Origin of the sequence: Halobacillus kuroshimensis DSM 18393 (assembly GCF_000425705.1) — a bacterium.
In the GTDB taxonomy this organism is placed as follows: Bacteria; Bacillota; Bacilli; order Bacillales; family Halobacillaceae; genus Halobacillus; species Halobacillus kuroshimensis.
This window is the reverse complement of the sequence record NZ_AUDY01000014.1, coordinates 173,029-197,831: the sequence shown is the minus strand read 5'-3', so window position 1 is coordinate 197,831 and position 24,803 is coordinate 173,029. Positions and strand designations below refer to the sequence as shown.

The 24,803-nt window shown below is 47.5% G+C and carries 29 protein-coding genes and 1 riboswitch; of the genes, 13 read left to right on the top strand and 16 right to left on the bottom strand.

All coding sequences use genetic code 11. The annotated features are described in order from the left end of the window. Positions 1 to 55 precede the first annotated feature (55 nt). The 3 genes from menH to H615_RS0118155 are packed head-to-tail and all read right to left on the bottom strand — an operon-like array spanning position 56 to position 3,979. Complete coding sequence (gene menH, locus H615_RS0118165) at positions 56 to 853, bottom strand: 2-succinyl-6-hydroxy-2,4-cyclohexadiene-1-carboxylate synthase (RefSeq protein ID WP_027956474.1); 798 nt, start codon at positions 851 to 853, stop codon at positions 56 to 58. Then, the gene (gene menD / locus H615_RS0118160; RefSeq protein ID WP_027956473.1) at positions 843 to 2,588 is read right to left on the bottom strand and encodes a 2-succinyl-5-enolpyruvyl-6-hydroxy-3-cyclohexene-1-carboxylic-acid synthase; all 1,746 of its coding nucleotides are present in this window, start codon (positions 2,586 to 2,588) and stop codon (positions 843 to 845) included. The genes menH and menD overlap by 11 nt, the downstream gene beginning before the upstream one ends. After that, on the bottom strand, positions 2,588 to 3,979 hold the full coding sequence (locus H615_RS0118155) for an isochorismate synthase (protein ID WP_027956472.1): 1,392 nt from the start codon (positions 3,977 to 3,979) through the stop codon (positions 2,588 to 2,590). The genes menD and H615_RS0118155 overlap by 1 nt, the downstream gene beginning before the upstream one ends. Before the next feature lie 223 nt (positions 3,980 to 4,202). On the opposite strand from H615_RS0118155, the gene H615_RS0118150 reads away from it, so the two are divergent. The 3 genes from H615_RS0118150 (at position 4,203) to H615_RS0118140 (ending at position 6,078) form a co-directional block, all read left to right on the top strand. Next, positions 4,203 to 5,144 carry a 1,4-dihydroxy-2-naphthoate polyprenyltransferase gene (locus H615_RS0118150; protein ID WP_027956471.1) on the top strand — a complete coding sequence of 314 codons (942 nt, stop codon included), beginning with the start codon at positions 4,203 to 4,205 and terminating at the stop codon, positions 5,142 to 5,144. 133 nt (positions 5,145 to 5,277) lie between these two features. Continuing rightward, complete coding sequence (locus H615_RS0118145; RefSeq protein ID WP_169516225.1) at positions 5,278 to 5,664, top strand: hotdog fold thioesterase; 387 nt, start codon at positions 5,278 to 5,280, stop codon at positions 5,662 to 5,664. Between the two features lie 33 nt (positions 5,665 to 5,697). After that, positions 5,698 to 6,078, top strand: coding sequence for a TraR/DksA C4-type zinc finger protein (locus H615_RS0118140; protein WP_027956469.1), 381 nt, complete (start codon positions 5,698 to 5,700; stop codon positions 6,076 to 6,078). A 39-nt stretch (positions 6,079 to 6,117) separates the two neighbouring features. Here H615_RS0118140 and H615_RS0118135 read toward each other — a convergent pair whose 3' ends face one another. Then, on the bottom strand, positions 6,118 to 6,426 hold the full coding sequence (locus tag H615_RS0118135; RefSeq protein ID WP_027956468.1) for a hypothetical protein: 309 nt from the start codon (positions 6,424 to 6,426) through the stop codon (positions 6,118 to 6,120). Positions 6,427 to 6,662: 236 nt separating this feature from the next. Continuing rightward, positions 6,663 to 7,265: an ECF transporter S component gene (locus tag H615_RS0118130; protein WP_027956467.1), complete on the bottom strand. Its 603-nt coding sequence runs from the start codon at positions 7,263 to 7,265 to the stop codon at positions 6,663 to 6,665. Positions 7,266 to 7,425: 160 nt separating this feature from the next. Then, positions 7,426 to 7,572: riboswitch (FMN riboswitch) on the bottom strand. Between the two features lie 196 nt (positions 7,573 to 7,768). Between H615_RS0118130 and H615_RS0118125 the strand changes: the two genes are divergently transcribed. Beyond that, positions 7,769 to 8,482: a hypothetical protein gene (locus H615_RS0118125; RefSeq protein ID WP_027956466.1), complete on the top strand. Its 714-nt coding sequence runs from the start codon at positions 7,769 to 7,771 to the stop codon at positions 8,480 to 8,482. A 260-nt stretch (positions 8,483 to 8,742) separates the two neighbouring features. Beyond that, complete coding sequence (locus H615_RS0118120; RefSeq protein WP_027956465.1) at positions 8,743 to 9,462, top strand: hypothetical protein; 720 nt, start codon at positions 8,743 to 8,745, stop codon at positions 9,460 to 9,462. Between the two features lie 50 nt (positions 9,463 to 9,512). Here H615_RS0118120 and H615_RS0118115 read toward each other — a convergent pair whose 3' ends face one another. The 3 genes from H615_RS0118115 to H615_RS0118105 form a co-directional block, all read right to left on the bottom strand. Further along, positions 9,513 to 10,424, bottom strand: coding sequence for a methyl-accepting chemotaxis protein (locus H615_RS0118115; protein ID WP_027956464.1), 912 nt, complete (start codon positions 10,422 to 10,424; stop codon positions 9,513 to 9,515). 131 nt (positions 10,425 to 10,555) lie between these two features. Beyond that, complete coding sequence (locus H615_RS0118110) at positions 10,556 to 10,768, bottom strand: hypothetical protein (RefSeq protein ID WP_027956463.1); 213 nt, start codon at positions 10,766 to 10,768, stop codon at positions 10,556 to 10,558. A gap of 425 nt (positions 10,769 to 11,193) precedes the next feature. After that, entirely contained in the window at positions 11,194 to 12,225 is a 1,032-nt protein-coding gene (locus H615_RS0118105) for a M20/M25/M40 family metallo-hydrolase (protein WP_425307012.1), read from the bottom strand. A gap of 146 nt (positions 12,226 to 12,371) precedes the next feature. Between H615_RS0118105 and H615_RS0118100 the strand changes: the two genes are divergently transcribed. After that, positions 12,372 to 12,926, top strand: a complete 555-nt coding sequence (locus H615_RS0118100; RefSeq protein WP_027956461.1) for a thioredoxin family protein — start codon at positions 12,372 to 12,374, stop codon at positions 12,924 to 12,926. Between the two features lie 95 nt (positions 12,927 to 13,021). Beyond that, positions 13,022 to 14,020, top strand: coding sequence for a potassium channel family protein (locus tag H615_RS0118095; protein WP_027956460.1), 999 nt, complete (start codon positions 13,022 to 13,024; stop codon positions 14,018 to 14,020). Here the strand turns inward: H615_RS0118095 and H615_RS0118090 are convergent. The 3 genes from H615_RS0118090 to H615_RS0118080 all read right to left on the bottom strand — a co-directional run bounded on the left by H615_RS0118090 (position 14,003) and on the right by H615_RS0118080 (position 17,174). Further along, positions 14,003 to 14,419, bottom strand: a complete 417-nt coding sequence (locus tag H615_RS0118090) for a YugN-like family protein (protein ID WP_027956459.1) — start codon at positions 14,417 to 14,419, stop codon at positions 14,003 to 14,005. The two genes, H615_RS0118095 and H615_RS0118090, sit on opposite strands and share 18 nt — an antisense overlap. 84 nt (positions 14,420 to 14,503) lie before the next feature. Further along, positions 14,504 to 15,850, bottom strand: a complete 1,347-nt coding sequence (locus H615_RS0118085) for a glucose-6-phosphate isomerase (protein ID WP_027956458.1) — start codon at positions 15,848 to 15,850, stop codon at positions 14,504 to 14,506. A gap of 157 nt (positions 15,851 to 16,007) precedes the next feature. Continuing rightward, the gene (locus tag H615_RS0118080; protein WP_027956457.1) at positions 16,008 to 17,174 is read right to left on the bottom strand and encodes an iron-containing alcohol dehydrogenase; all 1,167 of its coding nucleotides are present in this window, start codon (positions 17,172 to 17,174) and stop codon (positions 16,008 to 16,010) included. A 141-nt stretch (positions 17,175 to 17,315) separates the two neighbouring features. On the opposite strand from H615_RS0118080, the gene H615_RS0118075 reads away from it, so the two are divergent. Next, entirely contained in the window at positions 17,316 to 17,561 is a 246-nt protein-coding gene (locus tag H615_RS0118075; protein ID WP_027956456.1) for a DUF378 domain-containing protein, read from the top strand. A gap of 40 nt (positions 17,562 to 17,601) precedes the next feature. Here H615_RS0118075 and yugI read toward each other — a convergent pair whose 3' ends face one another. After that, positions 17,602 to 17,985 carry a S1 domain-containing post-transcriptional regulator GSP13 gene (gene yugI, locus H615_RS0118070; protein WP_027956455.1) on the bottom strand — a complete coding sequence of 128 codons (384 nt, stop codon included), beginning with the start codon at positions 17,983 to 17,985 and terminating at the stop codon, positions 17,602 to 17,604. 167 nt (positions 17,986 to 18,152) lie between these two features. Between yugI and H615_RS0118065 the strand changes: the two genes are divergently transcribed. Both H615_RS0118065 and H615_RS0118060 read left to right on the top strand, forming a co-directional pair. After that, complete coding sequence (locus tag H615_RS0118065) at positions 18,153 to 18,509, top strand: helix-turn-helix domain-containing protein (RefSeq protein ID WP_027956454.1); 357 nt, start codon at positions 18,153 to 18,155, stop codon at positions 18,507 to 18,509. Between the two features lie 192 nt (positions 18,510 to 18,701). Beyond that, on the top strand, positions 18,702 to 19,883 hold the full coding sequence (locus H615_RS0118060; protein WP_027956453.1) for a MalY/PatB family protein: 1,182 nt from the start codon (positions 18,702 to 18,704) through the stop codon (positions 19,881 to 19,883). Between the two features lie 124 nt (positions 19,884 to 20,007). Here the strand turns inward: H615_RS0118060 and H615_RS0118055 are convergent, their stop codons facing one another. Together H615_RS0118055 and H615_RS0118050 are read right to left on the bottom strand one after the other, a co-directional pair. Further along, positions 20,008 to 20,577 (bottom strand): superoxide dismutase family protein, encoded by a 570-nt coding sequence (locus tag H615_RS0118055; RefSeq protein ID WP_027956452.1) that lies wholly within the window; start codon positions 20,575 to 20,577, stop codon positions 20,008 to 20,010. Positions 20,578 to 20,665: 88 nt separating this feature from the next. Continuing rightward, positions 20,666 to 20,860 (bottom strand): hypothetical protein, encoded by a 195-nt coding sequence (locus H615_RS0118050; RefSeq protein ID WP_027956451.1) that lies wholly within the window; start codon positions 20,858 to 20,860, stop codon positions 20,666 to 20,668. A gap of 119 nt (positions 20,861 to 20,979) precedes the next feature. Here H615_RS0118050 and kapB point away from each other — a divergent pair, with 119 nt between their 5' ends. Beyond that, the gene (gene kapB, locus H615_RS0118045) at positions 20,980 to 21,363 is read left to right on the top strand and encodes a kinase-associated lipoprotein KapB (protein ID WP_027956450.1); all 384 of its coding nucleotides are present in this window, start codon (positions 20,980 to 20,982) and stop codon (positions 21,361 to 21,363) included. Positions 21,364 to 21,438: 75 nt separating this feature from the next. After that, positions 21,439 to 22,149: a purine-nucleoside phosphorylase gene (gene deoD, locus H615_RS0118040; RefSeq protein ID WP_027956449.1), complete on the top strand. Its 711-nt coding sequence runs from the start codon at positions 21,439 to 21,441 to the stop codon at positions 22,147 to 22,149. A gap of 74 nt (positions 22,150 to 22,223) precedes the next feature. On the opposite strand, the gene H615_RS0118035 is transcribed toward deoD, so the two are convergent. Both H615_RS0118035 and H615_RS0118030 read right to left on the bottom strand, forming a co-directional pair. After that, positions 22,224 to 22,418 carry a hypothetical protein gene (locus H615_RS0118035; RefSeq protein ID WP_027956448.1) on the bottom strand — a complete coding sequence of 65 codons (195 nt, stop codon included), beginning with the start codon at positions 22,416 to 22,418 and terminating at the stop codon, positions 22,224 to 22,226. A 235-nt stretch (positions 22,419 to 22,653) separates the two neighbouring features. After that, a complete protein-coding gene (locus H615_RS0118030) occupies positions 22,654 to 24,129 on the bottom strand; it encodes a leucyl aminopeptidase (RefSeq protein ID WP_027956447.1) in 1,476 nt (491 codons plus the stop codon). A gap of 162 nt (positions 24,130 to 24,291) precedes the next feature. Between H615_RS0118030 and H615_RS0118025 the strand changes: the two genes are divergently transcribed. Next, positions 24,292 to 24,774: a divergent PAP2 family protein gene (locus H615_RS0118025; RefSeq protein ID WP_027956446.1), complete on the top strand. Its 483-nt coding sequence runs from the start codon at positions 24,292 to 24,294 to the stop codon at positions 24,772 to 24,774. Positions 24,775 to 24,803 lie beyond the last annotated feature (29 nt).

The window sequence follows — 24,803 nt, the reverse complement described above, 5'->3', positions numbered from 1 at the left end:
TTTCCTCCTTCATTATGTTTCATCTATATACCCTCATGAAAAACGCTTTCATTGACTATTTTAACATGAAGCTATCTACAATTTTAGCAAAAATTCGCGGTTTCTCAAGGTGTACGGCATGTCCGGCCCCTTCCACCTCTTCCCAATGGACTTGCGGAAGCAGTTCAGACATCTGTTTGTTGATGTTTTGGAACTTCTCATCCTCCACCCCTGTAATAAGCCAGACTGGAACGGTTAAAGTAGTTAACTGTTCCCACCACGACGGTTGATGGCCTGTCCCCATCCCCGAAAGTGATTCCGCAAGACCCTGCTTCTGCTGGCTGAGGCGCTCACTCCGGATCTGCTGCTTCCTCTCTTCCGGGAGGCTTTCCTGGGTATGGAAGAGCGGAATCTGCTCCCAGTAATCAACGAAAGTATGCAGACCTTCCCGAAGAAGCATATCAGCCAGCGCTTTATCTTTGGCCTGTCTGGCCAGCTGTTCTTCCGTCGAAGCAAGACCAGGTGAAGCACTTTCCAGCAGGACACTTTTCACTTTATGCGGATAAAGCATAGCAAAGGAAAGCGCAGCCCGGCCTCCAAGTGAATAGCCAAGCAGATGAACCTGTTCGATTTCCAAGCGATCCAGTAGTACATGAAGATCCCTGCAGAAACGCTCCATGGAAATCGTACCCAGCGGCCCGGTGTTCCCATGGCCGGGCAGGTCGACTTTAACGATATCATAAGATCCTGTTACGTACGACAATACCTCGTCAAAGGTCCCTGACGTACCGGTAAATCCGTGGAGGAGAAGGAGAGGCTCCCCTCTTCCTGTCCGCTCCACGCCGTATTGGCGGCCGTTTATATTACTGTTCATCGTTTTCCCTCCAACGGATCACTGCGTCATGAACATCATTCCACCGGGTATTATGAAAGTCGACATGGTCATCACGGCTGACCATTGCTTCAATCACCGTCAACTGCTGAGACGATGCGCTTTCAGCAACCGCATGCCGATACTCTTCCCATGTCTGCACACACATGTGACGGCCGCCATACATTTCAACCGCCGGCTTCAAATCAAGTCCAAGCGGCGTACCAAAGAGCTCTTCAAAATGCTTCGGATCCTTGGACTGGGGCAGGTAAGAGAAAATGCCTCCCCCATCATTGTTAATGACAACGATGGTCAAAGGAAGGCCCTGACTTTTCGCCATCCATAGACCGTTCATATCGTGGAAGAAGGAAATATCCCCAAGCAGCAGAGTCGTTTTCTGACCGGCCGCGGCTGTACCGAGCGCTGTACTAATGACACCGTCAATTCCGTTGGCTCCCCGATTGGCCATCATGGTCACCCGCTTCGGTGTCGACATGAAAAAGCTGTCAACATCCCGGATCGGCATGCTGTTTCCAATAAAAAAGGTGGACTGATCAGGAAGAGCCTCGGCGAGATAAGCCACTGCATGACCTTCATTCAAGGCTGCGGACGGATCTTTCATCATTTCGGTTTTGGCGATCGTGTTCATCTGCTGCCACTCTGCAAGCCACGTTGTCTGAACATTTCCTTCAGGAAGTTCAGCGGCTAACTGCCGGCAGAGTTCCACGGCTTCTGCCCAGATATACTGGACAGCAAGACCGGCCGGCTCCCTGTACCCCGGCTCATCATCGACAACGACATGGTCTACGGTATCCTTATGGTGCTGGACCCATTTTAAATACGTTTTAGATACAGGCATCGCTCCAAAACGAAGAATGTAGTCCGGCTTCATGGTTTCTTTTACCCAGGGAGACTTCAGGAGAGCTCCATAACTCTCAATGACATGCCGTTTATCGTGATCTCCGGCCCTGAGCTGGGATAAAGGATCAGCAAAAACCGGAACGCCAAGGCGGGCAGCCAGGTCCGTGACAGCTTCCGCGAGCTCCTCATCGATTTGAGGGCCTACGACGATCAACCCTTTATCCGAACGCCCGAGCTGCTCCAACAGGTCACTAACGGCCTGAGAATCCAGTTGTTTTTTCCCTGCAGCAGGAACCGGAACCGGCAGGGTGTCTCCACGCCATGCCCCTTTGAGAGAAAAATCAGGAATAAGCGGTTCCCTGAACGGAAGATTCAAGTGGACAGGCCCCGGCTGTCCGGAAACAGCTTGATCTACCGCTCTGGCCGCCTGCCTTCTTGCATATATGAAATTATTTTCCTCGGGCAGAGCCAAATCCGCATGAAATTTCACGTAATATCCGTACATCTGGAGCTGGTTGATCGCCTGCGGAGCACCGGTTTCACGGAGCTCATGCGGCCTGTCCGCAGTCAGAACAACTAGCGGAACACGACTATAGTACGCTTCAACAACAGCCGGATAATAGTTGGCGGCGGCTGTGCCGGACGTACAGACAAGAGCTACCGGCTCCTTGGTCTGCCTGGCTATCCCCAGGGCAAAAAAAGCAGCTGACCGTTCATCAAGGTGAACCCAGTGTTTCACCTCTGAATGCTCAGCAAATGTCAGGGCCAGCGGCGTAGACCGGGACCCTGGGGAAATAACGACCTGCCTCACTCCTGAAAATGCGAGCTGGTCGACAAAATGTGTAACATACTTCGTTAAAGCTTCCACGTGTCCCATTACAAGCCTCCTAAAACTGTCAGCATCGGCTTAAGTTTAACAGCGGTTTCCTCATATTCCGCCTGTGGGTCGGAATCTTCCACCACTCCACAGCCCGCAAATAAGGACGCCTTATCCTGTTGAATAAGCGCTGAGCGGATGGCCACCGCAAACTCACCGTTATTCTTCGCATCAAACCAGCCCACAGGACCAGCATACCACCCTCTGTTCAACCGTTCATACTGACGGATATAGGAAACGGCTTCCTGCTGTGGCATCCCGCCTAAAGCTGGTGTCGGGTGAAGTTTTTCAACAACGTCCAGAAGCGTATACCCTTCATCCAGTACGGCCGTTACAGGTGTATACAAGTGCTGAAGATTCTTCAACGGATACAGCACAGGAGCATCCGGGATCGAGACAGCGCTGGAACAGGCTTCCACCGCCTCTTTAATCATATCTACGACAAATTGATGTTCCTGGCGGTTTTTTGAATCGTTCAGCAGTTCCAGCCCGAGTGCTTCGTCCTCTTCAGACGTAGCTCCCCGCGGTATTGTTCCTGCCAGACAGGTAGATACAAGCCGGCGGTTTTCAAGCTTGGCAAGCCGCTCAGGAGTAGCCCCGACAAAATAATCCCCCTGGCTCTCAAAGGCGAAAATATAGCTGTTCGGCTGTGAATCAGCGAGCTCCTTGATCACAGAAGCAGCCTGAACAGCATCCTGAAACTTTAGACGAAGTTCCCTGGCCAGGACAACTTTGCTGATTTTTCCGTGTCTGATATCTTCTGTTGCTTTTTTCACCGTTTCCTTCCATTGGGCAGGCGCTATTTCCTTCCTGCTTGTCACTACGGGAAATAACGGTTCAAAAGTGTCGGATTTAAGCAGCGTTTCGCGCTGCTCCAAGAGCTGATGGACCATCTGCTTCAAATGGTCTTCGGGGAAAATGAGAACATTCATCGTTAAATAAGAAGCCCCGTCCACTTTCGTAAGCAGAAAAGCCGGAATCGTCATCTGACTGTCGGGGAAGCTTTCCCACAGGCGTTCATCCGCTTCTCCAGGATCAAAGCTGAACCCCCCCAAAGCGGCCAACCCCGTTCCCTTCTTCTGATAATCGTCATAGACAACAGCATTATCCATAAGCTTCTGCCACAATCTCTGCACTTCCTGAAAACGATCAGTACGTTCGGCGTAAAGCTGGCTGGCCCGTCCGATGCCGACCATCGTCAAGTCATTATCCGCACTCTGCCAGAACGTCCGGTGAAGATCAACCGCCTCACCGGTATGAAAAAACTGAAAAGCATCCATATCATCTATATGTTCAACGATACTTATACATTGAGGTTCCCCTAGAAGATGCGCTCTTTGAAGGGCTTCCCCTGCTATTTCTTCTATATGAGGGGCCTTCGTATGAAGCATATTCATTCCTCCCATTCCTTAAGGGACGTTGAGTAATCCATATTTACTACACAGTTAGGCGTAACTGCATGCACCACTCTCTATTTTATTCTCTTTTTTCTATTGACTCAAGAAATCTTACCTTCCAGGAGCATTTTCACCGAATGATTGACACCCCGGGACTCTTTCCCTAAACTTAAATTGTTATCATAAAAATTGTAGAATGACAAGGGAGAGAACATCGATGAGTTCCATACAAAACCAAAATATAAAAGCTTCCTTGAATGAACGTGAAGGTTTTCAGGTGTGGTGGAGACTGCTCCGCCCCCACACTTTGACGGCTGCTTTTGTCCCCGTTTTCGTAGGGACGATGCTGGCCGCCATCGAACAGTCCTTTGATTTCTGGTTGTTTGCAGCCATGCTGCTGGCTTCCATTCTCATTCAAGCGGCTACGAACATGTTTAACGAATACTACGATTATGTCAGGGGTCTGGATAATGAGAACTCCGTCGGCATCGGAGGGACCATTGTCCGTGACGGGATCCGGCCGCAGATGGTATTGCTGCTGGCTCTCAGCTTTTTCGCTGCTGCCGGACTGCTCGGTGTCTATATATGCGCCTCCTCCAGCTGGTGGGTGGCTGCTGTCGGACTTGTATCCATGTTGTTCGGCTACCTTTACACCGGTGGACCGTTTCCCATCGCCTATACACCGCTCGGTGAACTGACAGCAGGCTTCTTTATGGGCACCATCATAATAGCGATCAGCTACTACATCCAAACGATGACGCTTACCGCTGATGTGCTGATCGTTTCTGTTCCCGTCGCTATCTTCGTCGGCTGCATCCTGTTAGCCAACAATATCCGCGACAGGGAAAACGACGCCGAAAACGGCAGGAAAACTTTAGCGATCCTCTTCGGCCATAAAGGATCCATCCGCTTTTTGACAACTCTCTTTGCCATCGCTTATCTTTGGACGGCTGTCCTTATGATCATCGGCCTGCTGCCATGGTGGTCCCTGGTGACTCTCATTAGTTTAGGAAAAGCCAGAAAGGCCATTCAGGGATTTATAGGAAAAAAAGAACCCCTGGAAATGATGCCGGCTATGAAAGCAACAGCGCAGACGAATACCCTGTATGGATTCCTCCTCGGATTGTCGCTGCTTATACAACTGTACTTCCCTCTTTGATATAAAAGGGAAACGACGTAAACACATTACACAATTGTCTGAAAGAAGGATGGAGAGCCATCCTTCTTTTCTATAGGTTTGACCATTGGATCAATGGGAATATTACATAAAGGATGGGATGACTATGAATGAAATGATGATGAAGAATACGTTGATGGAAGCCTTGGGGATGGAAGTCATGAAAGCAGAACCGGATCGTGTGGAAATGCGCATGCCAGTGGATGCCCGCACTCATCAGCCGATGGGATTCCTCCACGGTGGTGCGAACGTCGCCCTTGCCGAAAGCGCAGCAAGTATCGGCGGATTTTTAAACATCGATGCCAAAGAGCAGCAGGTCTTCGGTATTGAAATCAACGCCAATCATATGAAGAGCGCGAGAGAAGGATACGTGACAGCGACGGCAGTCCCTTCCCATATTGGTAAAACAACGATGGTTTGGGAAATCCGCATCGTACATGAATCCGGCACCCTGCTCTGCATTTCCAGATGCACCCTCGGGGTCGTTCCTTTAAAAAAGTAAGCCATCCTTACAAAAAGGAAGGAGACATGAAGCATGTTATCAGACAAGCAGATTCAACAATTCAAACAACAGATCATAGAAATGAAAGAAGAAGCTGAACAGGAAATGGAAAAGTACAAAGAGGACGATGCCAAGGAGCTTTATCCGAATGACCGGACAGGGGAAATTTCCAGCGTCGCGGACCACCCGGGAAACCTTGGGACAGATCAGCACGAACGGGAAAAACGCCACACATTTTATGAACAGGCAAGAGAGAAGCACATGGAAGCGGAAGACGCCCTGAAACGAATCGAGGAAGGCCGTTACGGCGTCAGTGAGAAATCTGGGGATCCAATCCCTGTCGAAAGACTTGAAGCTCTTCCAACCGCCCGCTACACCGTTGAAGAAGAACGGGAAATAGAAAAGGATGCCTGATAAAAAGGATGCCGTCATTAAAACGGCATCCTTTTTTTGTCAATCCATCTCCCGACGCTGTTCGGAAGGTTCTTCATCTAAATCCGGCTCTTCTTCGTCCATATTGAACGGCGTATCCCGTTCCCCGCTCTGTCGTACATCCCTTTCATAATCCCGTCTCATTTCATCGATGTCCTGGTGCTCCCGATTGTTGCGGAAACGCTGTTCCTCCGGCATTTCATTCCTATCTGTACGTTCATAACGGGCAGGCTCATAATTGATATCCTCCGGTCCATCCTCGTTCCCGTTCATTCCACAGCCACTTAAGGTAACCATCACCAGCAAAGCAGCTCCCATGATTTTTTTCATCCATGAACACCTCTTTCCAAATAGTAAGAGCATGTTTACTTTCTCCTTTTACGATGGTTTTACACATGGGAGAACGCACTGGTTTTCCAGCTCATAGATAACGACCCTGACATCCCAGCCAGCATCCTGAAAAAAATCCTATGTTTTTCTATAAGTGAAGGACATTCTTTCCTCTATGTCATTTTCCTTTTCAATATAAAAAGAACCGGCGAGTTATTAACTCGCCGGCTTTCCCATTACGCCGCAGATGAGGAACGCGGACTTTTCTGTTCAATCCAAGGCTTCATACGTACAAAGAGCAGCGTGAACAACGCACTTACTATAATTCCTTTAAGAGCGTTGAAAGGAAGAATCCCCGCCACTACCGTAATCCACTTCACCTGGGCACTCATCGTTTCCCATCCCATGAACCAGCTGTAGGCTGGTAGAATAACGAAGTAATTGAGCACGCCCATACCGAACGCCATAATCAAAGAACTCGTCACAAGTCCTGATACAAGCGATTTAACACTCTTGAATTTGTGATAGATCATCGTTACCGGAAGGATAAATAAGAGACCTGCTGCAAAATTTGCAACTACGCCTACAGGGTCTCCTGCACCGGTATATATAAAATAAAGACCATTTTTTAACGCTTCAACAAGGATGCCTGCTGCGGGTGTAAACATGATGCCTGCAAGCAATGCAGGTACATCACTGAAATCCACTTTCAAGTACTGCGGAAGCAGCGGCAACGGAAAGTTCAGCAGCATCAGGACCATGGAAATGGTCCCAAACAAAGCAATCGTAATCAGTGTAAATAATTTTCTTGATGACTGAGCCGGATAACGGTTCATCATCGATCTCCCCCTTCATCTTTACACATTGATTCACATCCCAGATGAAGGTGAGCGGCTGAGCCTGACCAATAAAAAAACCCCTGAAGCATTGGGCTTAGGGATGGTCTTGGTCCACGGCTAAATAGAGGCAGCATATCTAGCATGCGCTGCCTGTTCCGCTCGACATCTTCTCCCATCCAGACTGTAACTGTCGGTCCCGGACTCTCACCAGGTCAGCCATGCAGAAGAACTGCACGGGTCACGGACTTAAAGGTCACTATGCCTTCTTACCGTCGGTCGGGAATTTCACCCTGCCCCGAAGATGGAATCAATATAATTTTGTATCTTTATTTTATACAAAACCTTTGCCCGGTGCAAGCAGGAAGTTCTGCAAGCTGATTCCCCTGACATTTTTTATCAACAGCCTATTCCACCTAACCTATCACACCGGCCTACACCGTCTACCTTTGCAGGAATACTATACCTATGTACTACAAAATTTCTTTGATAAAGGTGGAAAAAATATGGCGAATTGCAGGAAAGTTTCCGTTCCGGGGAAACTGCCGATGAAGTTTCCGAAGAAAAAAGAAAAACATGAGAAGAAGCATTACTGTCCGACTGGATGTAAGTGTCATTTCAAAAAACCTGAACTCAAGCCCGCTAATCTGAACAGCGACTGTTTTGTGGAAAATGCGCTCGTGGGGACCAAACAGGTTCAGAAGGTGGCTGAAGCTACTCTTCCACTTACTCTATTTACTGCTCTAGGCGTTGGCAGCATTGTATCTGTAGAGGTCGTTCCTAACTTGGAGAATATTACAATGAATGCCCGCATCATCAAGAACAAAGTCGTTAATATTGGATTAATTCCAGCTACCATTACACTTAACTTCTTAGATGTAGATGGAGGCTTACAAGTCGGAGTACTGAATACAGCAATTCCTTTTCAAGCTCACACCGATTTTCCAGGCGCCTGTCCGGAAGATAACTTGACCGAAACACCGCTGGAAGTCGAAGGTATCTTCACACAGGAAGGTGTTCCTGTCGTCGACGTTGCAGGAACTGCTTTAGTGGAAGGGATTATTGTGAAAATCATTCTCAAAACAACGATCACAGTTACGCGTCCTGTCATTCGTGACGCGCATGGAAATGTTTGTGATTTGAACCCTGACCGCTGCAAACAGGATACGGACGCCCCATCATTCACCTTCCCAGGGCCAGATGACGACGGAATCCTTTAATGGAAAAGAAAGAGAGCTTATCGGGTGATAAGCTCTCTTTCTTTTCCATTAAACAACGGTCCTTCTTATGCTAATTCCCCAATCAGGAAGCCGGTGTGCTGCATACAGACACATCCGTGATCAGAAAGGTCTTTCAGCCGCAGCTAACCGAATCTTTCAGCCTATTCCAATAAATCTATCACACTGGCCTACACTGTCTATCCCTTCAGGAATAGTATACCTATGTACAACACAAATTCATTGATAAAGGTGGAAAAAATATGGCGCACTGCAGGAAAATTTCCGTGCCCGGGAAACTGCCGATGAAGTTTCCTAAGAAAAAAGAGATATGCGAGAAAAAAAATTATTGTCCGTCCGGATGTAAGTGTAACTTCAAAAAGCCTGAACTTAAGCCAGCCAAATTGAACAGCGACTGCTTCGTAGAAAATGCTTTGGTTGGAACCAAGCAGGTACAGAAAGTTGCTGAAGCTACCCTGCCGCTCAGTGTATTTGCAGCTGCAGGTGTAACCATTGCCAGCCTTGTATCTGTAGAAGTCGTCCCTAATTTGGAAAACATTACGATGAACGCCCGTATCATTAGAAACAAAGTTGTCAACATCGGTCTGATTCCAGCGACCATTACCGTCACTTTCCTTGATGCTCTCGGTGCGTTGACTACTGGAGTTCTTAACACATCCATCCCATTCCAAGCCCACACTGACTTTCCAGGCGCATGCCCAGAAGATAACTTGACGGAAACACCGCTGGAAATTGAGGGGATTTTCACCCAGGAAGGCGTTCCTGTTGTAGGAGCTGCCGGCCTCACTCTAGTAGAAGGAATTATTGTGAAAATCATTCTTAAAACAACAATCACGGTTACTCGTCCGGTCATCCGCGACGCACACGGAAATGTCTGTGATTTGAATCCTGGTCGCTGCAAACAAGATACAGACGCCCCATCTTTCACTTTCCCAGCTCCTGATGACGGGGGTCTTCTATAATGCAAAAGAGAGCTCGCCACATGGCAGGCTCTCTTTTTTCCATTCCAGTTTTATATCAATTCCTTCAAGGACTGCGCTTCTTTGTTAACGGCTTCTCCTGCTTCGACTACCTGCTGATAGCCACGGGATGCACCTTCGAGGTTGTGCAGTGCTTCCACCAGTTCCTTCTGAATCATCTCGGTTCCCTGATTGATACGGGTGATTTCTTCCGTAATCTTGTCCACATTTTCCCGGACTTCCCCAATGGAATGCTCCACTTTGTTGGAGAGCTTCCGGACTTCCTTAGCAACCACATCAAATCCTCGACCGTGCTCCCCGGCCCTTGCGGCTTCTATAGCAGCATTTAATGACAAAAGATTCGTCTGGGAGGCGATTTCCTTGATGGTTTTCACAACCCCCTGGATATTCTGCGCCTGTATTTTCAAACCTGCCAGTGTTTTCGTGTTCTCTTTGGAAGTCTCATTAATGAGAGCGATCTGACTGTTCAAAGCCTTATGCTCCTTCATCCCTTCCTCAGCTCGGTTGTTCAAGTTCAAGGATACATTCTGAAGCTCTTCCACCGTTCCGGTCAATTCATTCTGCCTCGGTGTGATGTCAGAAGCCACCTTCATTATCCCGATAATGCTGCCGTTCTTATATACAGGCATGTAAGTAGCTTCCAGCCACACCTCATGACCTGAAGCATCTTTGCGCTTGATCTTATCCTGAAAGCTTTTCCCATTCCACAACGCACGCCAGAATTGTTCATATGCGTTGCTTTGCGTGAAATCGCTGAAGCAGAATTCCTTGTGATGCCTGCCAATCAAATCCTGGCTCTTCCGATAGTTCATCGTCTGTGCAAAGATATCGTTCGCATAGGATACCCTGCGGTCCTTCCCAAAAAATATGAGGGCCAGATGATCCTCAACCGCTTTAAACAATTCGACATGGGTCGTTTCTTTTTCTACGACATCCCAATCCAAATTTCTCCGCCTCCAGAAATTGCAAAGTTTTAAATCCAATCGTCTTGATTTCAGTATAACAGAGGCGGTTCCTGAACAGTCTTGAAAATGAGCCGTAATTATGTAAAAAAATACATAAAAAAATCCCGCTCCTAATGAGCAGGACCATCCACTTTATCCGTCGCGTCCAGCAGAAGCCTCAGTGTTGCAGAAACCGTTGAGACGTCTACGAGGCCGTCTTCACTGTCTTTCACTTTTCCTAACTGAAGCATAATGTAGTCATCATACCCCTGAACGTGAACCTGGCCGGCATTGATTCTTCCTTTCAACATTACAATCTGCTGATGCAGTGCTTCACGGTCCATGCCGATCACTCCTTAACACTATAGAAGATTATATCGGCTAGTGTCCCCAAATATGCATGAAAATAAACAAAATACTATAGAACGTTGAGGGAGTGGCTGGTATAAAATGATTACACACAGATGGTTGATGATACCGGACTTTGCGAGAGCATGTGTTTTTCATGTAATCATAAGTTCAGCTGTTGAAAATGAATCTCAACAGCTGAAGGAATATACGAGCCCTGGACATGATGGTTTGAACAAAAAGAAGATTATCAAGCGTCTATCATCCCACTCTATTCCCTTTCACCTCAGGTGATTTCACGAGGAGTGCTCGGTGGTGACGCCTCCAGGAACAGCTGAGGCCGTGCCCACGATAAGCATCCACCGATACGCGGTTCGGGAAACCTCTGACTTATTGAAGGAACAGCATATTCTCAGTCATTTTAATCATCCAGTGGATTTAGACTTTCTTTTCCAGTCATGCCGGCGATCAATTCGACAAGAAGGGTGATTTCCTCTTCCATATCCTGAATGCTCGCTGTTTCTACAGGGGAATGCATATACCGAAGCGGCAGCGAGACAAGACTGACCGGCACACCTTTCCCTGTCAACCGCATCTTATCAGCATCCGTACCTGTCGCTCTGGGAGTCAGTTCATATTGAACATCCATATCGAGAGAGGAGGCTGTCTTTTCCAGCAGTTGATTAATTTTGCGGTTGATCGGAGCCCCTTTGGCAAGTACCGGACCCTTCTCAAGACGGACGTCCCCGTGTTTCCGTTTGTCTACACCCGGATAATCCGTAGCGAACGTCACGTCACAGGCAATGGCCATCGTAGGTTCTATGCCTGCTGCTGCAAAATAGGCACCGCCCATATTCGTTTCTTCATTCACCGTGCTCGCTGCATACACACCGACATTCAATTTTTTCTCAGATAAGCGGCGCAGCACTTCCCCGACAACGAACTGACCGGTCCGGTTATCAAGACCACGGCCGGCTATGTATCGGTCCATCAGCACTTCCGGCTCCCTTTTATAAACGGCCAGATCGCCAATCTGTACGAACTTTTCGACTTCCTCCTTGGATTTGGCTCCGCAGTCGATAAACAGTTCTTCAAGTCCGAAGTCTCCCTTCAGTCCACCGTGGTGCTGGGCATTGACACCAATGACGCCGGTTAGTGTCCCGCCGTGACCTTGAATGCTCACTTTCATCCCTACGGCCGCTTTAGGGTTAATGCCCCCCATCTTATCGACATACACATACCCGTTCTCATCGATCCGATTGACGACAAGAGCAATTTCATCACAATGACCCGCCAGCATGATTTTGAAATCCGCTTCCGGGTTGAGCACAGCAATCGCATTGCCGGCATGATCGGTCTGAATCACATCTGCGTAAGGACGCATTTCTTCGATCCAGCGTTTTTGTATTTCCATCTCCATACTCGACGGAGACGGGGTATTTAACAATTCCATTAGAAAGTCCAGACGTTCTTTTTCCACAGGTAAACACCCTCCTTCGTAATTATCTTAACAAAAAAACAGACGGACTTCATATGGATGCATACTTCTGTTCTTTTTAGGGAAAAGGAATAGGTAGGAATTAGAAAGGAGAATTTCTTATGGACTTGAACCAGCAGTTTTACGAAGGAATGCAGCCTCAGGAATATGTGGATCAGATGCAGTCCCATCAAAATGATTTTTTGTACATATATGAACATTTCTCTACACAAGTGGAGGATGTACCTCTTTTTGAAAACGTACAGAACAAACAGTGGAGAGCTTTGGTGCTGACCGAAGACTGGTGCGGCGATGCAATGCTGAACCTGCCTATTTTCCTCAGGATTTCAGAAGCCGGACAAATCGATACGCGCTTTTTCCTCCGGAATGATAACCCGGAGCTGATGGACCGCTATTTAACAAATGGCACCTCCCGTTCCATTCCAAAAATCATTCTGATCGATCCAGAAGGGAAAGAAGCAGCTGTCTGGGGGCCTCGGGCACCGGAACTGGAACAGTACGTAACCGACTCTCTTACAAACCTCCCAGATAAAGAAGCACCGGATTACGAAGAAAAGCGCAGGGAAGTCCTGCTTTTCGTTACAAAAGCCTTCCGTGATAACCAGGATCTATGGAAGTACGTCTATGAAGATATGAAACAGACCCTTCAATCCTGACACACCAAAACCTGCTTTCTCCATGAAGCAGGTTCTTTTTACGTTTGTTTTGCCTGGATTCAAGCCATACTGTAGGTAAAAAAGGGGGCCGGGTTATGCAGCACCTCATCCGCCTTTACTTTCAACTGCCTTTATTTGTCCGCCTTCTAAGTACGGTATTCTTCACGATGACCTTATTCGGCATCATTATCCATATCATCGAACCTGAGAATTTCCCTACCTTTTTTGACGGCTTATGGTGGGCTTTCGTAACAGGTGCCACTGTAGGATACGGGGACTATGTGCCTTTAAGTCCTGCGGGGAAAGCTGTGGCTATTCTATTAATTCTCTCGGGAGGAGGGCTCGTCACCTTTTATATGGCCACGTTATCAGCTTCTACGGTGAAGCATGAAACCAGTTTGTCCGAAGGTCGTGTTCCGTATAAGGGAGCCGATCACATTGTCCTGATCGGCTGGAACGAGCGGACCCGCCACTTAATTGATATGCTGCAGGATCAGAACCTTCACGAACGGATTGTTATGATTGATCAGACCATGAACCAGTTTTATCAGCGCTTGCCAAGCGTCCACTTTATCAGCGGCAGTGCGACAAATGAAGACACGCTGGAGCATGCCAATATTAAAGAAGCCCGGATGGCAATCATCACGGCGGATCCATCCATGGAGGAACAGCAGTCGGACCAGGCTGTGATCCATCAGATTGTTGCCTTGAAAGGGCACCACCCGGAATTGTTCATTATCGCGGAGGTGCTGACAGACCGCCAGAAAATTAATGCGCAGCGTGCCGGCGCCAGTACAATCATCCGTTCCAATGACTTTATGAGCAGCCTGTTTTACCAGGAGCTTTACCGCAATGATCCTGTCAAACCATTCGAGCTCCTCCTTTCCCTGTTGACCGAGCGTCAGTTTCACGAAGAGAAAGTTACCGAAACACTCGCAGGTCACCCGATCTTAACGGCTTATGAATTTTTCTTGAAAAAAGGATGCCAGATTATCGGCATCCGAAAAAATGGAGAGCTGTCCTTTCACCTTGACGAAAACATCGAATTGGAAAAGGGAGATGAGCTCATATTGTTCTCACCTCTGAGGAAGTAGCACTTCTTCTGCCGCCTGAAGGAGCTCTTGACCTGATTGGATGTGTTCTTCCGGAAAAGAGGCATCTTTGTCCACAGGCTCCTGGAACTGGTCAAAAATGGCCCGGATGTTCCCTTCTTTGACATTGTCATCAAGGCCGGGATTGTATTTATGAGAAAGCAGAAACGGCTCCGTCATTTCAATCATGGCGTAATCTGATGGTGCATCAAGGGATCCGGACGTCACTACAAAAGGCAGGCGGATAAATTGATAGCCAACGCGGTCATCAATTTTATAATCAAAATAGCCGTGTTCATAATCCCAGTTGTCCGCCAGTTTAAATCCGATCGTTTTCAAAGCTGCTTCTGCATCCTGAAAAGAAAAGACCTGTCCCGTCAATGAAGAGGTTAAAGGTATCATTGTCATTCCTCCTTTATGTTTTACTATGCCCCAATAAAAAAAGCGCGGCTCATCCAATTCATGGATGAGCCACGCTTTTGCGCTTTACAGGCGTTTTTCGAGTTTTTCTTTTTCTTCTTCAAATCCAGGCTTGCCAAGAAGGGCGAACATATTCTTCTTATACGCTTCCACTCCAGGCTGATCAAACGGGTTGACCCCGAGAAGATAGCCACTGATGGCACAGGCTTTCTCGAAGAAGTATACAAGATAACCAAACGTGTAGGCGTCACGCTTCGGAAGGTGAACAATCAAGTTCGGAACATCCCCATCTGTATGCGCCAGCATTGTACCAAGGTATGCTTTTTCGTTGACCTTGTCCACAGTGCTTCCAGCCAGGTAGTTCAACCCGTCAAGGTTCTGATCATCTTCTTCAATGGTCATGTCAGAGCTTGGCGTTTCCACGTGAAGAACCGTCTCAAACAAGTCTCTGCGCCCTTCCTGAACATATTGTCCAAGAGAGTGAAGATCTGTAGAGAAGTTGGCAGAAGCCGGGAAGATCCCCTTCTGGTCTTTTCCTTCACTTTCGCCAAACAACTGCTTCCACCATTCAGAGAAGTACTGAAGGGATGGTTCATAGTTGATCAGCATTTCAATCGTTTTGCCTTTGTTGTAAAGGACGTTACGAACCGCTGCATATTGATAGGCCGGGTTTTCAGAAAGCTTTTCGGCACTCAGCTCCTGGCGGGCCTTCTGCGCCCCTTCCATCATGGCATCAATATCAATGCCGCTCGCTGCAATTGGAAGCAGTCCAACAGCAGTAAGGACAGAATAACGACCGCCCACATCATCAGGGACCACAAAGGATTCGTATCCCTGCTCATCAGCAAGTGTCTTCAATGCACCTTTGTTGGCATCTGTTGTAGCATAAATGCGTTTCTGCGCTTCTTCCTGCCCATATTTGTCCTCCAGGAACTTACGGAAGACACGGAATGCAATCGCCGGCTCTGTCGTCGTTCCGCTTTTAGAAATGACGTTAATGGAAACATCTTTATTTTTAAGGACATCAAACAGCTCATTCATGTATGGAGCGCTGATGCTGTTTCCTACGAAGAAGACCTGTGGTGTGTCACGGTCTTCCTTCGCCAGCGTGTTGTAGAAACTGTGGTTGAGCATTTCCAAGGCTGCTCTTGCCCCTAAGTATGAACCGCCGATACCGATGACAAGAAGGACGTCCGAGTCGGATTTAATTTTTTCTGCGGATTTTTTAATGCGGGCGAATTCTTCCTTATCATAGTCCTCGGGAAGATCGACCCACCCTAGAAAGTCGTTACCTGCTCCTGTCTTTTCATGGAGCGCTTTGTGGGCTGTTGATACAGCACCCTGCATATATTCCAATTCATGTTCGCCAAAGAATGGCAGCGCTTTTTCATAATCAAAACGAATATGTGTCATGTCATACCCTCCAAATCGTCAATTTTATACCTGACCAATTTCACTTTATCGAAACCTCCATAGCAAATCAAGCAAAGCTCCACTTGTAAACGGATACATCGGCAAAATGTTTTGTAAAAGAAAAAGGCACGGATCCCCGCGCCTTTTTCGATAAACCTTATTTAGACATTTCCAGGATTTCTTGAACGTCTTCTTCGTGCAGCTTGTTAAAGTTACCGAATGGTCCGCGTTTCATCGCACGGTCAACGATTACGTCAAACTTATCATCGCCGATGTCATAGTCAGCAAGCGTTTGGGGTGCACCAAGGGATGTCCAGAATTTACGAAGTTCCTGGATACCTTCTTCAGCCACTTCACGCTCTGATTTCCCTTCAGTTTCTACACCAAACACTTTTTCACCAAGACGGGCAAAGCGTGAAACATTAACCTCAAGGTTATGCTTCATCCAGTTCGGGAATAGAATCGCCAGTCCACCGGCATGCGGAATGTCATAAACCGCTGAAACCGCGTGCTCGATGTTATGGCTTGCCCAGTCTCCGCGGTAACCCATCTGCATCATCCCGTTCAATGCAAGCGTACCTGCATAAAGGATCGTTTCACGATGCTCCAGGGATTCAAGGTCTTGAAGCAGCTTCGGAGCTGTTTCAATGACAGAGCGGAGGACACCTTCAATCATCTCATCCTGCACAGGAGACTGTGTCGGATTGTGGAAATACTGTTCGAATAGGTGTGTCATCATATCGACAATGCCATATACCGTCTGATCTTCAGGAACTGTTGCTGTGTAGGCCGGATCAAGAATAGAGAAGGCCGGGTTGGTCAATGGAGCCGCACCCCATCCGTATTTCTCATTCGTTTCCCAATTGGTAATAACAGCGCCCGCATTCATTTCAGAGCCTGTCGCTGCAAGCGTCAGCACTGTACCGAATGGAAGAGCATCTTCAGGTGTCGCCTGACGGGTTACGAGATCCCAAGGGGCACCCTCATATTTAGCACCTGCAGCGATGGTTTTCGTAGCATCAATGACACTACCGCCACCGACAGCAAGAAGAAAATCAACATTTTCCTGTTTGGAAATCTCCACCCCTTTTTCGACCGTTGTCAATTTAGGGTTTGGTTCAACTCCGGAAAGCTCAAGAACTTCAACCTCAGCTTTTTTCAGCTGGTCCATGACCTGGTCATAAACGCCGTTTTTCTTAATACTGCCTCCGCCGTATACAACAAGGACTTTTTTCGCCCCTTCCGGCAGCTGGCCGGGCAGTTGTTCAATTTGATCTTTACCAAAGATCAGTTTGGTTGGGTTATGAAATGTAAATGTATCCATGGATTGGAAGCTCCTTTCTTTTCTTAACGTGCTTTCCTATTATCCCCGATAATTTCAAGAATCTCAAAAGAAATGCTGTCTGGAATGAACATCGGCTTCGAGATCCATACTAAATACAAGAGAAGAAAAGGAGGTCTGAATATGAGCTGGATACAACGGACGGCTCTCCTGCTGATCATCATCGGCGCCATCAACTGGGGACTTATCGGACTTTTCCAGTATGATCTTGTTGCCGGGCTGTTTGGCGGTGGTGAGCAGCGTGCATTCCTTGCGCGTATCATCTATACGGCTGTAGGGATCAGCGGACTTATTGCGATTTCCCTTTATTTCATCCCCGCAGCACAAAACAGTGATGTACCGGCCGACACAGCTGTTGAACACGAATAAAAAAAGAGACCAGGGCAGGCCCTGGTCTCTTCTTCATTCCTTATTTGCGGAATTTTTCGCGGTCATCAGACTGTTTGATCCAGTCTTCAAGCTTGTCTTTCAGCGTGTTGAAGCCTGCAGCTTCTTCCTGCTGTTTTGGAGCCGCCTGTTTACGTGGACGACGCTCCTGCTGTTTAGGTGCTTCCTGAGTCGCACGGATGGATAGAGAATACTTGTTGCTCTTCTCATCGATGTTCAGAATTTTAACCTGAACTTCATCTCCTTCAGAAAGGTGTTCATTAATATCTTTTACATAACCGTGAGTAACCTCGGAAATGTGTACAAGACCTTGAACCTGCTCATCCAATGCTACAAACGCGCCGTAAGGCTGAATGCCTGTGACTTTACCTTCTAATACTTGACCTTCTTGGAACTTCTCTGACATGCTATACAACTCCTGATTCATTAAATATTCGCTTCTTTTCACGCAATAAATGATTTTACCACAAAGGCGCGAAATAAGCAATATCCCGTCTATGTTCACGAATCGTTCAGACATCATTTGTTCGCATCGTGATATACTAGAAAAAAGAATAAAGGAGGATTCAGCGTATGTCCGTAGGAAACAATATCCGAAAGTACCGGGAAATGAAGAAATTCACGAAAGAGGAACTGGCTCTCAAAGCCCGGATGGGCGTCCACACATTGGAAAGTTATGAATCTAATGAGCGCACACCAGAACTTGATACCGTCTTAAAGATCTCGACGGTTCTGGATATTCCCGCCTCCGAACTGATGGAATTCCACGATGAAGATGAATCTCCTTTTGACGAAGAACTTACACAGCTGGTCCAGGACATCGGCGTCAAAAGCTCTAAACTGATCTTAAGGAAAGCCCGTGACTTTTCAGAACAGGACGTACTTCGGGCTATGAATCTGCTTTATGACCTGAATCAGCAGAAAAATTAAAAAAGAGGTTTATAAACTATGAAACAGGGTTATATTAAATAACGTAAGACTTTCTCGTATTCCCCCTGTGTAAGCAAAGCGAGCGTTCGCTTTGCTTTTTTTTTGGCCAAAATCCCTTCCCGAACAAGTTAGTTTCATGAAGGACCCGGTTTCGGTTATGATAAGGAAAAATGGCTGATGGAGGCGAGAACTTTGGAAGAATTTCAACAATATACCCCAAGAACCGGGACCCGCTCGGTCAAATGGGATCTCATTGAAGACTTTTATCAGGATAAAGATGTTTTACCGATGTGGGTGGCCGATATGGATTTCAAGACGCCGCAAGCGGTTACAGACGCACTGACATCTAGAGTCGAACACGGCATTTTCGGATATACCATTCCCGACCAGGATGTGAAGGATTCCATTACGGGATGGCTTCGCAATCGTCACGGATGGGAAACAGAAACGGACTGGATTACTTTCAGCCCGGGTGTCATTCCATCTCTGCACATGATTATTCAATCGTTGACGGAAATCGGCGACAACGTTCTCATTCAGACGCCGGTCTATCCTCCGTTCTACAGTGTTGTCAAAGACCATGGCCGACATATCGTTAAAAACCCACTCCTTCATAAAGAGGACAGGTATGAAATAGACTTTGAAGATTTCGAGAACAAAATCAAAGATAATCAGGTAACCATGTTTATCCTATGTAACCCTCACAATCCTGTCGGGAGGGTATGGACGAAGCAGGAACTGGAGGAAATGAGTCGGATCTGCCGGAAGCACGGTGTGAAAATCGCAGCGGATGAAATTCATGCCGACTTGATTCTCCCACCGAACAAGCATATACCCATCGCTTCTCTTTCTGAAGAAACGAACCAGCAGACGGTCACATGCCTTTCCCCTACGAAAACATTCAATCTTGCCGGTCTGCAGGCATCTTATGTCATTACTGCAAACAAGGAAGATAAGAAAAAGCTGGATAAACACTTTAAAAATCAAGGCATGATGATGCTGAACACCCTCGGTATTACGGCGATGGAAGCCGCGTATACGCATGGATCCGACTGGGTTGACGCATTGACAGAAGTGCTGAAGGAGCATCGCGACTATGTGATTCAGCGGCTGGAGAATGAAACAGGATCTGTGCGTGCGCTTCCGATCGAAGGGACGTATCTGTTATGGCTGGACTGTTCACAAATGGGACTTTCCCAGACGGAATTGAAGAAGTTCATGCAGAAAGAGGCCCGTGTCGGCTTAAACGACGGTGCGTCCTTCGGAGAAGAAGGCCGCGGCTTTATGCGCCTCAACCTGGCTGCTCCGATGTCTACACTTGAGGAAGGTGTCACACGCATCATTAAAGCTGTCCAGACCTTTGAACAATCTTAATATAGAATAAAAAATAAGGCTGCCGGGAAAAAACGGCAGCCTTATTTTTTTATTATTCCTTCTGTCTGCATAGAGGTATCCGTAAACGCCAGGATGGCCGTCCGTCTAGTTGGCAAAGGGCGTGTTATTCCTGCTGTTTATCCGGTTCCGTGGGATCACTCGTTTCATCCTTGTCTGCGTCCATGGTAATTACTCCACAGGCTGCACGTTCCCCTGCATCTCCTGCCGGCTGGGTCATTCCATCATCTGGTCCGCTCTGGATGATCAAGGAAGTCCCTTCATCCCTCAGAAGCGACTTCTGGTCTTCTTTCAGCTTCGCCTCCGAAAGCATGACCTCAACATCAATCATACCGCTCTGATCAGCCTCCACGTTCGGCATATCCCCCACATGCGCCCCTTTGGGATTCATGAGACCATGCTCTTTGGACATAGGATTGAAATGGTTCCCGGCACTCTTGAACTCAGGCGCATCACATTTTGGAAATTCATGAACAGCTATCCCGTGCATCCCCGGTTCAAGCCCTTCTACTTTCAATTTCACCTGAACGCCTTCAGGCTGTTCGGTCAATACGGCTGTTCCGATTTTGTCATTATCTTTGTTATAGATAGATGTTTCCAACGGCGATCTTTCCTCTCCGGAGCACGCCGTCAAAACAACAGCGATCGTACCGGCACACATAAAGGCACGCTTCATGGGTTCAAAACCTCCATTTGATGAAATCTGCTTTTTCTAGTGTCCCCCATGCTGCTGAAAATATAATAAAGCCGCATTAGGCAGGCACCTAATGCGGCTTTTTCGGTTCGCGATCTTCCTGTTCATTTATGGAGTAATTCTGATCAAATGTATGCTCTTCTTTTTGAGAGGCTTTAATAATCCAGATCATGGTCACCGCTGCAGCCACAATGAACAGCAGAAGCATCAGGACAGCAGGAATATACTCAGACTTATCTTCTGGGAAGTACAGAAATTCCATCATGGTGAACCCCACCCTTCTTCCCCAAGTATATCAAACATCTGGAATTCCGCATCCGTTTTCATAAGATCTACATATTTTTTGTTACAATGAAACAAGAGATGAATTTAGGAGGGAATAAAATGTCTGAGATCCAGGTCGGTTCTAAAGTAAAAGCACACTATAAAACAGGGATATATATGGGAGAAGTGAAAGAGGACCGCGGGAAGTTTTACCTCGTTCAGGTGCTCGCCGTTGATAAACATCCGATGCAGGGCGACCTTCACAACCCAGGTAAAACAGAGAATGTTTTTTTTCATCAACGGAAAGCGCTGAGTTATCTTGAAAAAGCCAACGTCCAAAAAGAAGCCGTTCATCCTTATGAAGGGACAGAAATCCCCGAATACCAGGAATCTCTCAAGCTGTCTGTTGAAAAACTGAAAGAAAAATTAAACCGCCGGGACACCGATTTCAACAGCCATGCGGCAGAGCAGCTGAATGATCTGGAAAAACAATATTTCGGTTGAAACCAACGACATTTGTATTCGCTTTCGTGGTGTGGTAATTTTAAAATGTTGAAAGAAATGAAGGAGGAAAAACCCATGACAACACATATTGGAGCACAACAAGGAGATATCGCGGATAAGATCCTGCTTCCAGGAGACCCGCTCCGCGCCAAATATATTGCTGAAAACTTCCTGGAGGATGCCGTCTGCTATAACGAAGTACGTGGCATGTACGGATACACAGGTACATATAAAGGAGAGCGCATTTCTGTTCAGGGAACAGGGATGGGGGTACCTTCCATCTCCATCTACGTCAATGAACTGATGGACAGCTACGGCGTGCAAAAGTTGATCCGCGTCGGCTCATGCGGAGCACTGCAGAACGATGTAAACGTACGTGACGTGATTCTTGCTTCCACATCGACAACGGATTCCCAGATGAACCGCATGGTATTCGGCGGCATCGACTATGCACCGACAGCGGACTTCAATTTGTTGAAGAACGCCTACGATGCAGGAACAGCAAAAGGGTTGGACTTGAAAGTCGGAAACGTCTTTACAAGTGACAGTTTCTACCGTGACAATGCAATGGATCTATTCAACCTGCTTGCTGAGTACAACGTGCTGGCTGTAGAGATGGAAACAACCGCTCTTTATACGCTTGCAGCGAAATACAACCGCCAGGCGCTGTCCGTTCTTACTGTAAGTGATCATATCCTTACCGGAGAAGAAACGACGGCCGAAGAACGTCAGACCACCTTTAACGAAATGATTGAAGTGGCTCTTGAAGCAGCCATCCAGGATTAACAATCAAAAGCACATACGCTTACAAGCGTATGTGCTTTTTTATATCCACAGTTGAGATGTTGACGAGAAACCCTTCACACGGGGCAAACATGAACAAGGGTTCTGCCGTCGATGATCAGGACACGGTCACCGATGGTCATATAGATTTCCCGCCCCTGCACCATGTCCACCTTCCCGAAGTATACTTGGGAGGCTGTATAAAGCAGCAGCATCGTACCTATATGCTTATCCACTTTGGATAGCAGCAGAGGCGTTCGGACGATCTGCATCAGCTGCCGGGTCTTGTTTCTTATTGAAACAGCAATAGAGATAGGAAGCCCTCCTTGAAAAACCGCTTCCTATACAATATCCATCCACACAAAAAAAGCCTGGGCTGAAGCCCAGACGTAAATAATCGATATAGAATGGCTGCCCCGCATTTCGTTTATACAATCCCGCCGCGCATATTGGTGGATGCCTGCCGCGGCACGGCGTCAGCTCACTTGGACAGGAACTTATGTTTTTTTAATGGTTCACATAATAGGCAAGTGTCCTCGCCATGACTCCTGTAGGTCCTTCAGGGCCAAGGGCGTGCCCGGATTCTGCTACAGACGTTCCGGCAATATCGAGATGCACCCACGGAACCCCCTCCGCAAAAGCCCCGACAAACGCTCCACCCATGATCGCATGAGCTTTGCGTGTTGGAGAATTATTCAAGTCAGCAATGCTGCTTTTCCTTACCTGAGCTTTATAATCATCGTTATACGGAAGAAGCCAGATCCCTTCTCCAGTCTCCTGACCTGCCTTTTCGATTTGTTTATAAAAGGACTCGTCATTCGTCATCGCCCCTGTCATCCACGATCCCAGGGCCGTGACTACTCCTCCGGTAAGTGTAGCCACATCAATAACCCTGTCAGCCCCTTCTGAGCGGGCATACGTTACTGCATCGCCCAGTGCCAGACGCCCCTCGGCATCTGTATTCAGTACTTCAATGGTTTGACCACTCATGGAAGTAATCACATCATCAGGTTTAAATGCTCCACCGGATATCATATTATCCGTAGACGGAATCACAGCCATGACGTTCTTCTCAGGCTTGATGCGCCCTATGGTTTCCATAGCTCCGAGAACGGCAGCAGCGCCTCCCATATCCCCTTTCATACCAGGCATGCCTGTTTTCGGTTTAATGGAATAGCCCCCCGTATCATACGTTATGCCTTTCCCTACAAGAGCAGTGACATCCTCCCACTCCTCCAGTCCTTGATACTTCAGAACAATCAGCTTCGGCGGCTCTACAGAACCCTGATTTACAGCGAGGAGCGCTCCCATGCCCAGGTTTTCCATATCTTCTTTCTCAAGGATTTGGGCATCGAACCCAAACCGCTCCGCCATTTTCAGGGATTGTGCGGCGAGTTCGGATGCAGTAAGAATGTTGGAGGGAAGGTGAACCAGTTTCCTTGCTGTATTGGCCCCTTCTGCATAAGCCATCCCTTCCGCAACGGCTGTTTCCATCGCAGCTTGATCGAACTGAGCAGAAAAAATGGACAGGCTCTTCAGCCGTTTGACTTCATCCGATCCGGTTTTATAATTTTCCTGCTTATAGGTTGATAAACCGATCGTTTCCGCTAACAACGCCGTCCACTCTTTATATTGCTGACCATCAGGAATTAGAGTCTCCAGCAAAAGGGAACACCGCTCCACACCTTGAGCCTCAATCTGCTGAAAAGCCTGTCCCCACAGGTTTCTCCTATCAGTTTTTGTCATCATCTGCCTGGACCCAAGACCGATACATAAGACCCGGACCATTTGATTCTCATACGGAACAATCACATTTTCCACTCGGCCCGGCGGGGGCTGAATGAGACCACTCTTTAAATAATCCGCTGTATGTAATCCTGCTGCATCTTTTATCTTCTCTATCAGAATGCTTTGATTCTCATCCGCAGACACCCCGACGACAAGGGGATCTTCGGGTTTCCACTTCTGTGTTATTGTCAACATAACGCCACCTCCTTCTCCAGTATACAAGATACGCATCCCTCCTTCCTTATGAAGGGACGTTTTATCGGAATGTATGATATAATGTCTTTGTTTATAAGCAACAAACGACTTACATAAAGATCAACCATCTCGATACCCTGCCGGATGAGAAAGGATGTTACAATGCTGTTAGATTTACTGCAAAACTTCCCCCTCTGGGCCTCCATCGCTGCAATCGTTTTTGCCCAGGCGGTAAAAGTCCCCATACAATTCATTGCTTCCAGACAGTTTAATGCCACCCTTGCCTTCAGTACAGGAGGCATGCCGAGCAGCCACTCTGCCGCTGTAACAGCCCTGGCTACAGGCGTAGGGATTGAGCAGGGCTTCGGTTCATCCATTTTCGCTGTCGCCTGCGTTTTCTCTATCATCGTCATGTTCGACAGTACAGGTGTCCGACGGCAGACAGGGGAGCAGGCCATCATGTTAAACATCTTATTGAATGATTTTAACCGCTTCGTCAGTGAAGCGAAAAGCTGGCAGCAGAAAGAAGGGTATCAAAAAAAAGAGGAATTGAAAGAGCTGCTCGGACACCAGCCCATTGAAGTGTTTTTCGGGGGCCTGACCGGCATCCTGCTTACATTCCTGCTTCATTCTCTGATCTATTAAAGGACAAAAACACTTCCGCCATTCTTAAC

What these genes read in the sequence shown, in the direction of transcription:
- menH (WP_027956474.1), bottom strand. Translation starts at nt 853, where the DNA reads ATGAACAGTAATATAAACGGCCGCCAATACGGCGTGGAGCGGACAGGA.
- menD (WP_027956473.1), bottom strand. Translation starts at nt 2,588, where the DNA reads ATGGGACACGTGGAAGCTTTAACGAAGTATGTTACACATTTTGTCGAC.
- H615_RS0118155 (WP_027956472.1), bottom strand. Translation starts at nt 3,979, where the DNA reads ATGCTTCATACGAAGGCCCCTCATATAGAAGAAATAGCAGGGGAAGCC.
- H615_RS0118150 (WP_027956471.1), top strand. Translation starts at nt 4,203, where the DNA reads ATGAGTTCCATACAAAACCAAAATATAAAAGCTTCCTTGAATGAACGT.
- H615_RS0118145 (WP_169516225.1), top strand. Translation starts at nt 5,278, where the DNA reads ATGATGATGAAGAATACGTTGATGGAAGCCTTGGGGATGGAAGTCATG.
- H615_RS0118140 (WP_027956469.1), top strand. Translation starts at nt 5,698, where the DNA reads ATGTTATCAGACAAGCAGATTCAACAATTCAAACAACAGATCATAGAA.
- H615_RS0118135 (WP_027956468.1), bottom strand. Translation starts at nt 6,426, where the DNA reads ATGAAAAAAATCATGGGAGCTGCTTTGCTGGTGATGGTTACCTTAAGT.
- H615_RS0118130 (WP_027956467.1), bottom strand. Translation starts at nt 7,265, where the DNA reads ATGATGAACCGTTATCCGGCTCAGTCATCAAGAAAATTATTTACACTG.
- H615_RS0118125 (WP_027956466.1), top strand. Translation starts at nt 7,769, where the DNA reads ATGGCGAATTGCAGGAAAGTTTCCGTTCCGGGGAAACTGCCGATGAAG.
- H615_RS0118120 (WP_027956465.1), top strand. Translation starts at nt 8,743, where the DNA reads ATGGCGCACTGCAGGAAAATTTCCGTGCCCGGGAAACTGCCGATGAAG.
- H615_RS0118110 (WP_027956463.1), bottom strand. Translation starts at nt 10,768, where the DNA reads ATGGACCGTGAAGCACTGCATCAGCAGATTGTAATGTTGAAAGGAAGA.
- H615_RS0118105 (WP_425307012.1), bottom strand. Translation starts at nt 12,225, where the DNA reads ATGGAATTGTTAAATACCCCGTCTCCGTCGAGTATGGAGATGGAAATA.
- H615_RS0118100 (WP_027956461.1), top strand. Translation starts at nt 12,372, where the DNA reads ATGGACTTGAACCAGCAGTTTTACGAAGGAATGCAGCCTCAGGAATAT.
- H615_RS0118095 (WP_027956460.1), top strand. Translation starts at nt 13,022, where the DNA reads ATGCAGCACCTCATCCGCCTTTACTTTCAACTGCCTTTATTTGTCCGC.
- H615_RS0118090 (WP_027956459.1), bottom strand. Translation starts at nt 14,419, where the DNA reads ATGATACCTTTAACCTCTTCATTGACGGGACAGGTCTTTTCTTTTCAG.
- H615_RS0118085 (WP_027956458.1), bottom strand. Translation starts at nt 15,850, where the DNA reads ATGACACATATTCGTTTTGATTATGAAAAAGCGCTGCCATTCTTTGGC.
- H615_RS0118080 (WP_027956457.1), bottom strand. Translation starts at nt 17,174, where the DNA reads ATGGATACATTTACATTTCATAACCCAACCAAACTGATCTTTGGTAAA.
- H615_RS0118075 (WP_027956456.1), top strand. Translation starts at nt 17,316, where the DNA reads ATGAGCTGGATACAACGGACGGCTCTCCTGCTGATCATCATCGGCGCC.
- yugI (WP_027956455.1), bottom strand. Translation starts at nt 17,985, where the DNA reads ATGTCAGAGAAGTTCCAAGAAGGTCAAGTATTAGAAGGTAAAGTCACA.
- H615_RS0118065 (WP_027956454.1), top strand. Translation starts at nt 18,153, where the DNA reads ATGTCCGTAGGAAACAATATCCGAAAGTACCGGGAAATGAAGAAATTC.
- H615_RS0118055 (WP_027956452.1), bottom strand. Translation starts at nt 20,577, where the DNA reads ATGAAGCGTGCCTTTATGTGTGCCGGTACGATCGCTGTTGTTTTGACG.
- H615_RS0118050 (WP_027956451.1), bottom strand. Translation starts at nt 20,860, where the DNA reads ATGATGGAATTTCTGTACTTCCCAGAAGATAAGTCTGAGTATATTCCT.
- kapB (WP_027956450.1), top strand. Translation starts at nt 20,980, where the DNA reads ATGTCTGAGATCCAGGTCGGTTCTAAAGTAAAAGCACACTATAAAACA.
- deoD (WP_027956449.1), top strand. Translation starts at nt 21,439, where the DNA reads ATGACAACACATATTGGAGCACAACAAGGAGATATCGCGGATAAGATC.
- H615_RS0118035 (WP_027956448.1), bottom strand. Translation starts at nt 22,418, where the DNA reads ATGCAGATCGTCCGAACGCCTCTGCTGCTATCCAAAGTGGATAAGCAT.
- H615_RS0118030 (WP_027956447.1), bottom strand. Translation starts at nt 24,129, where the DNA reads ATGTTGACAATAACACAGAAGTGGAAACCCGAAGATCCCCTTGTCGTC.
- H615_RS0118025 (WP_027956446.1), top strand. Translation starts at nt 24,292, where the DNA reads ATGCTGTTAGATTTACTGCAAAACTTCCCCCTCTGGGCCTCCATCGCT.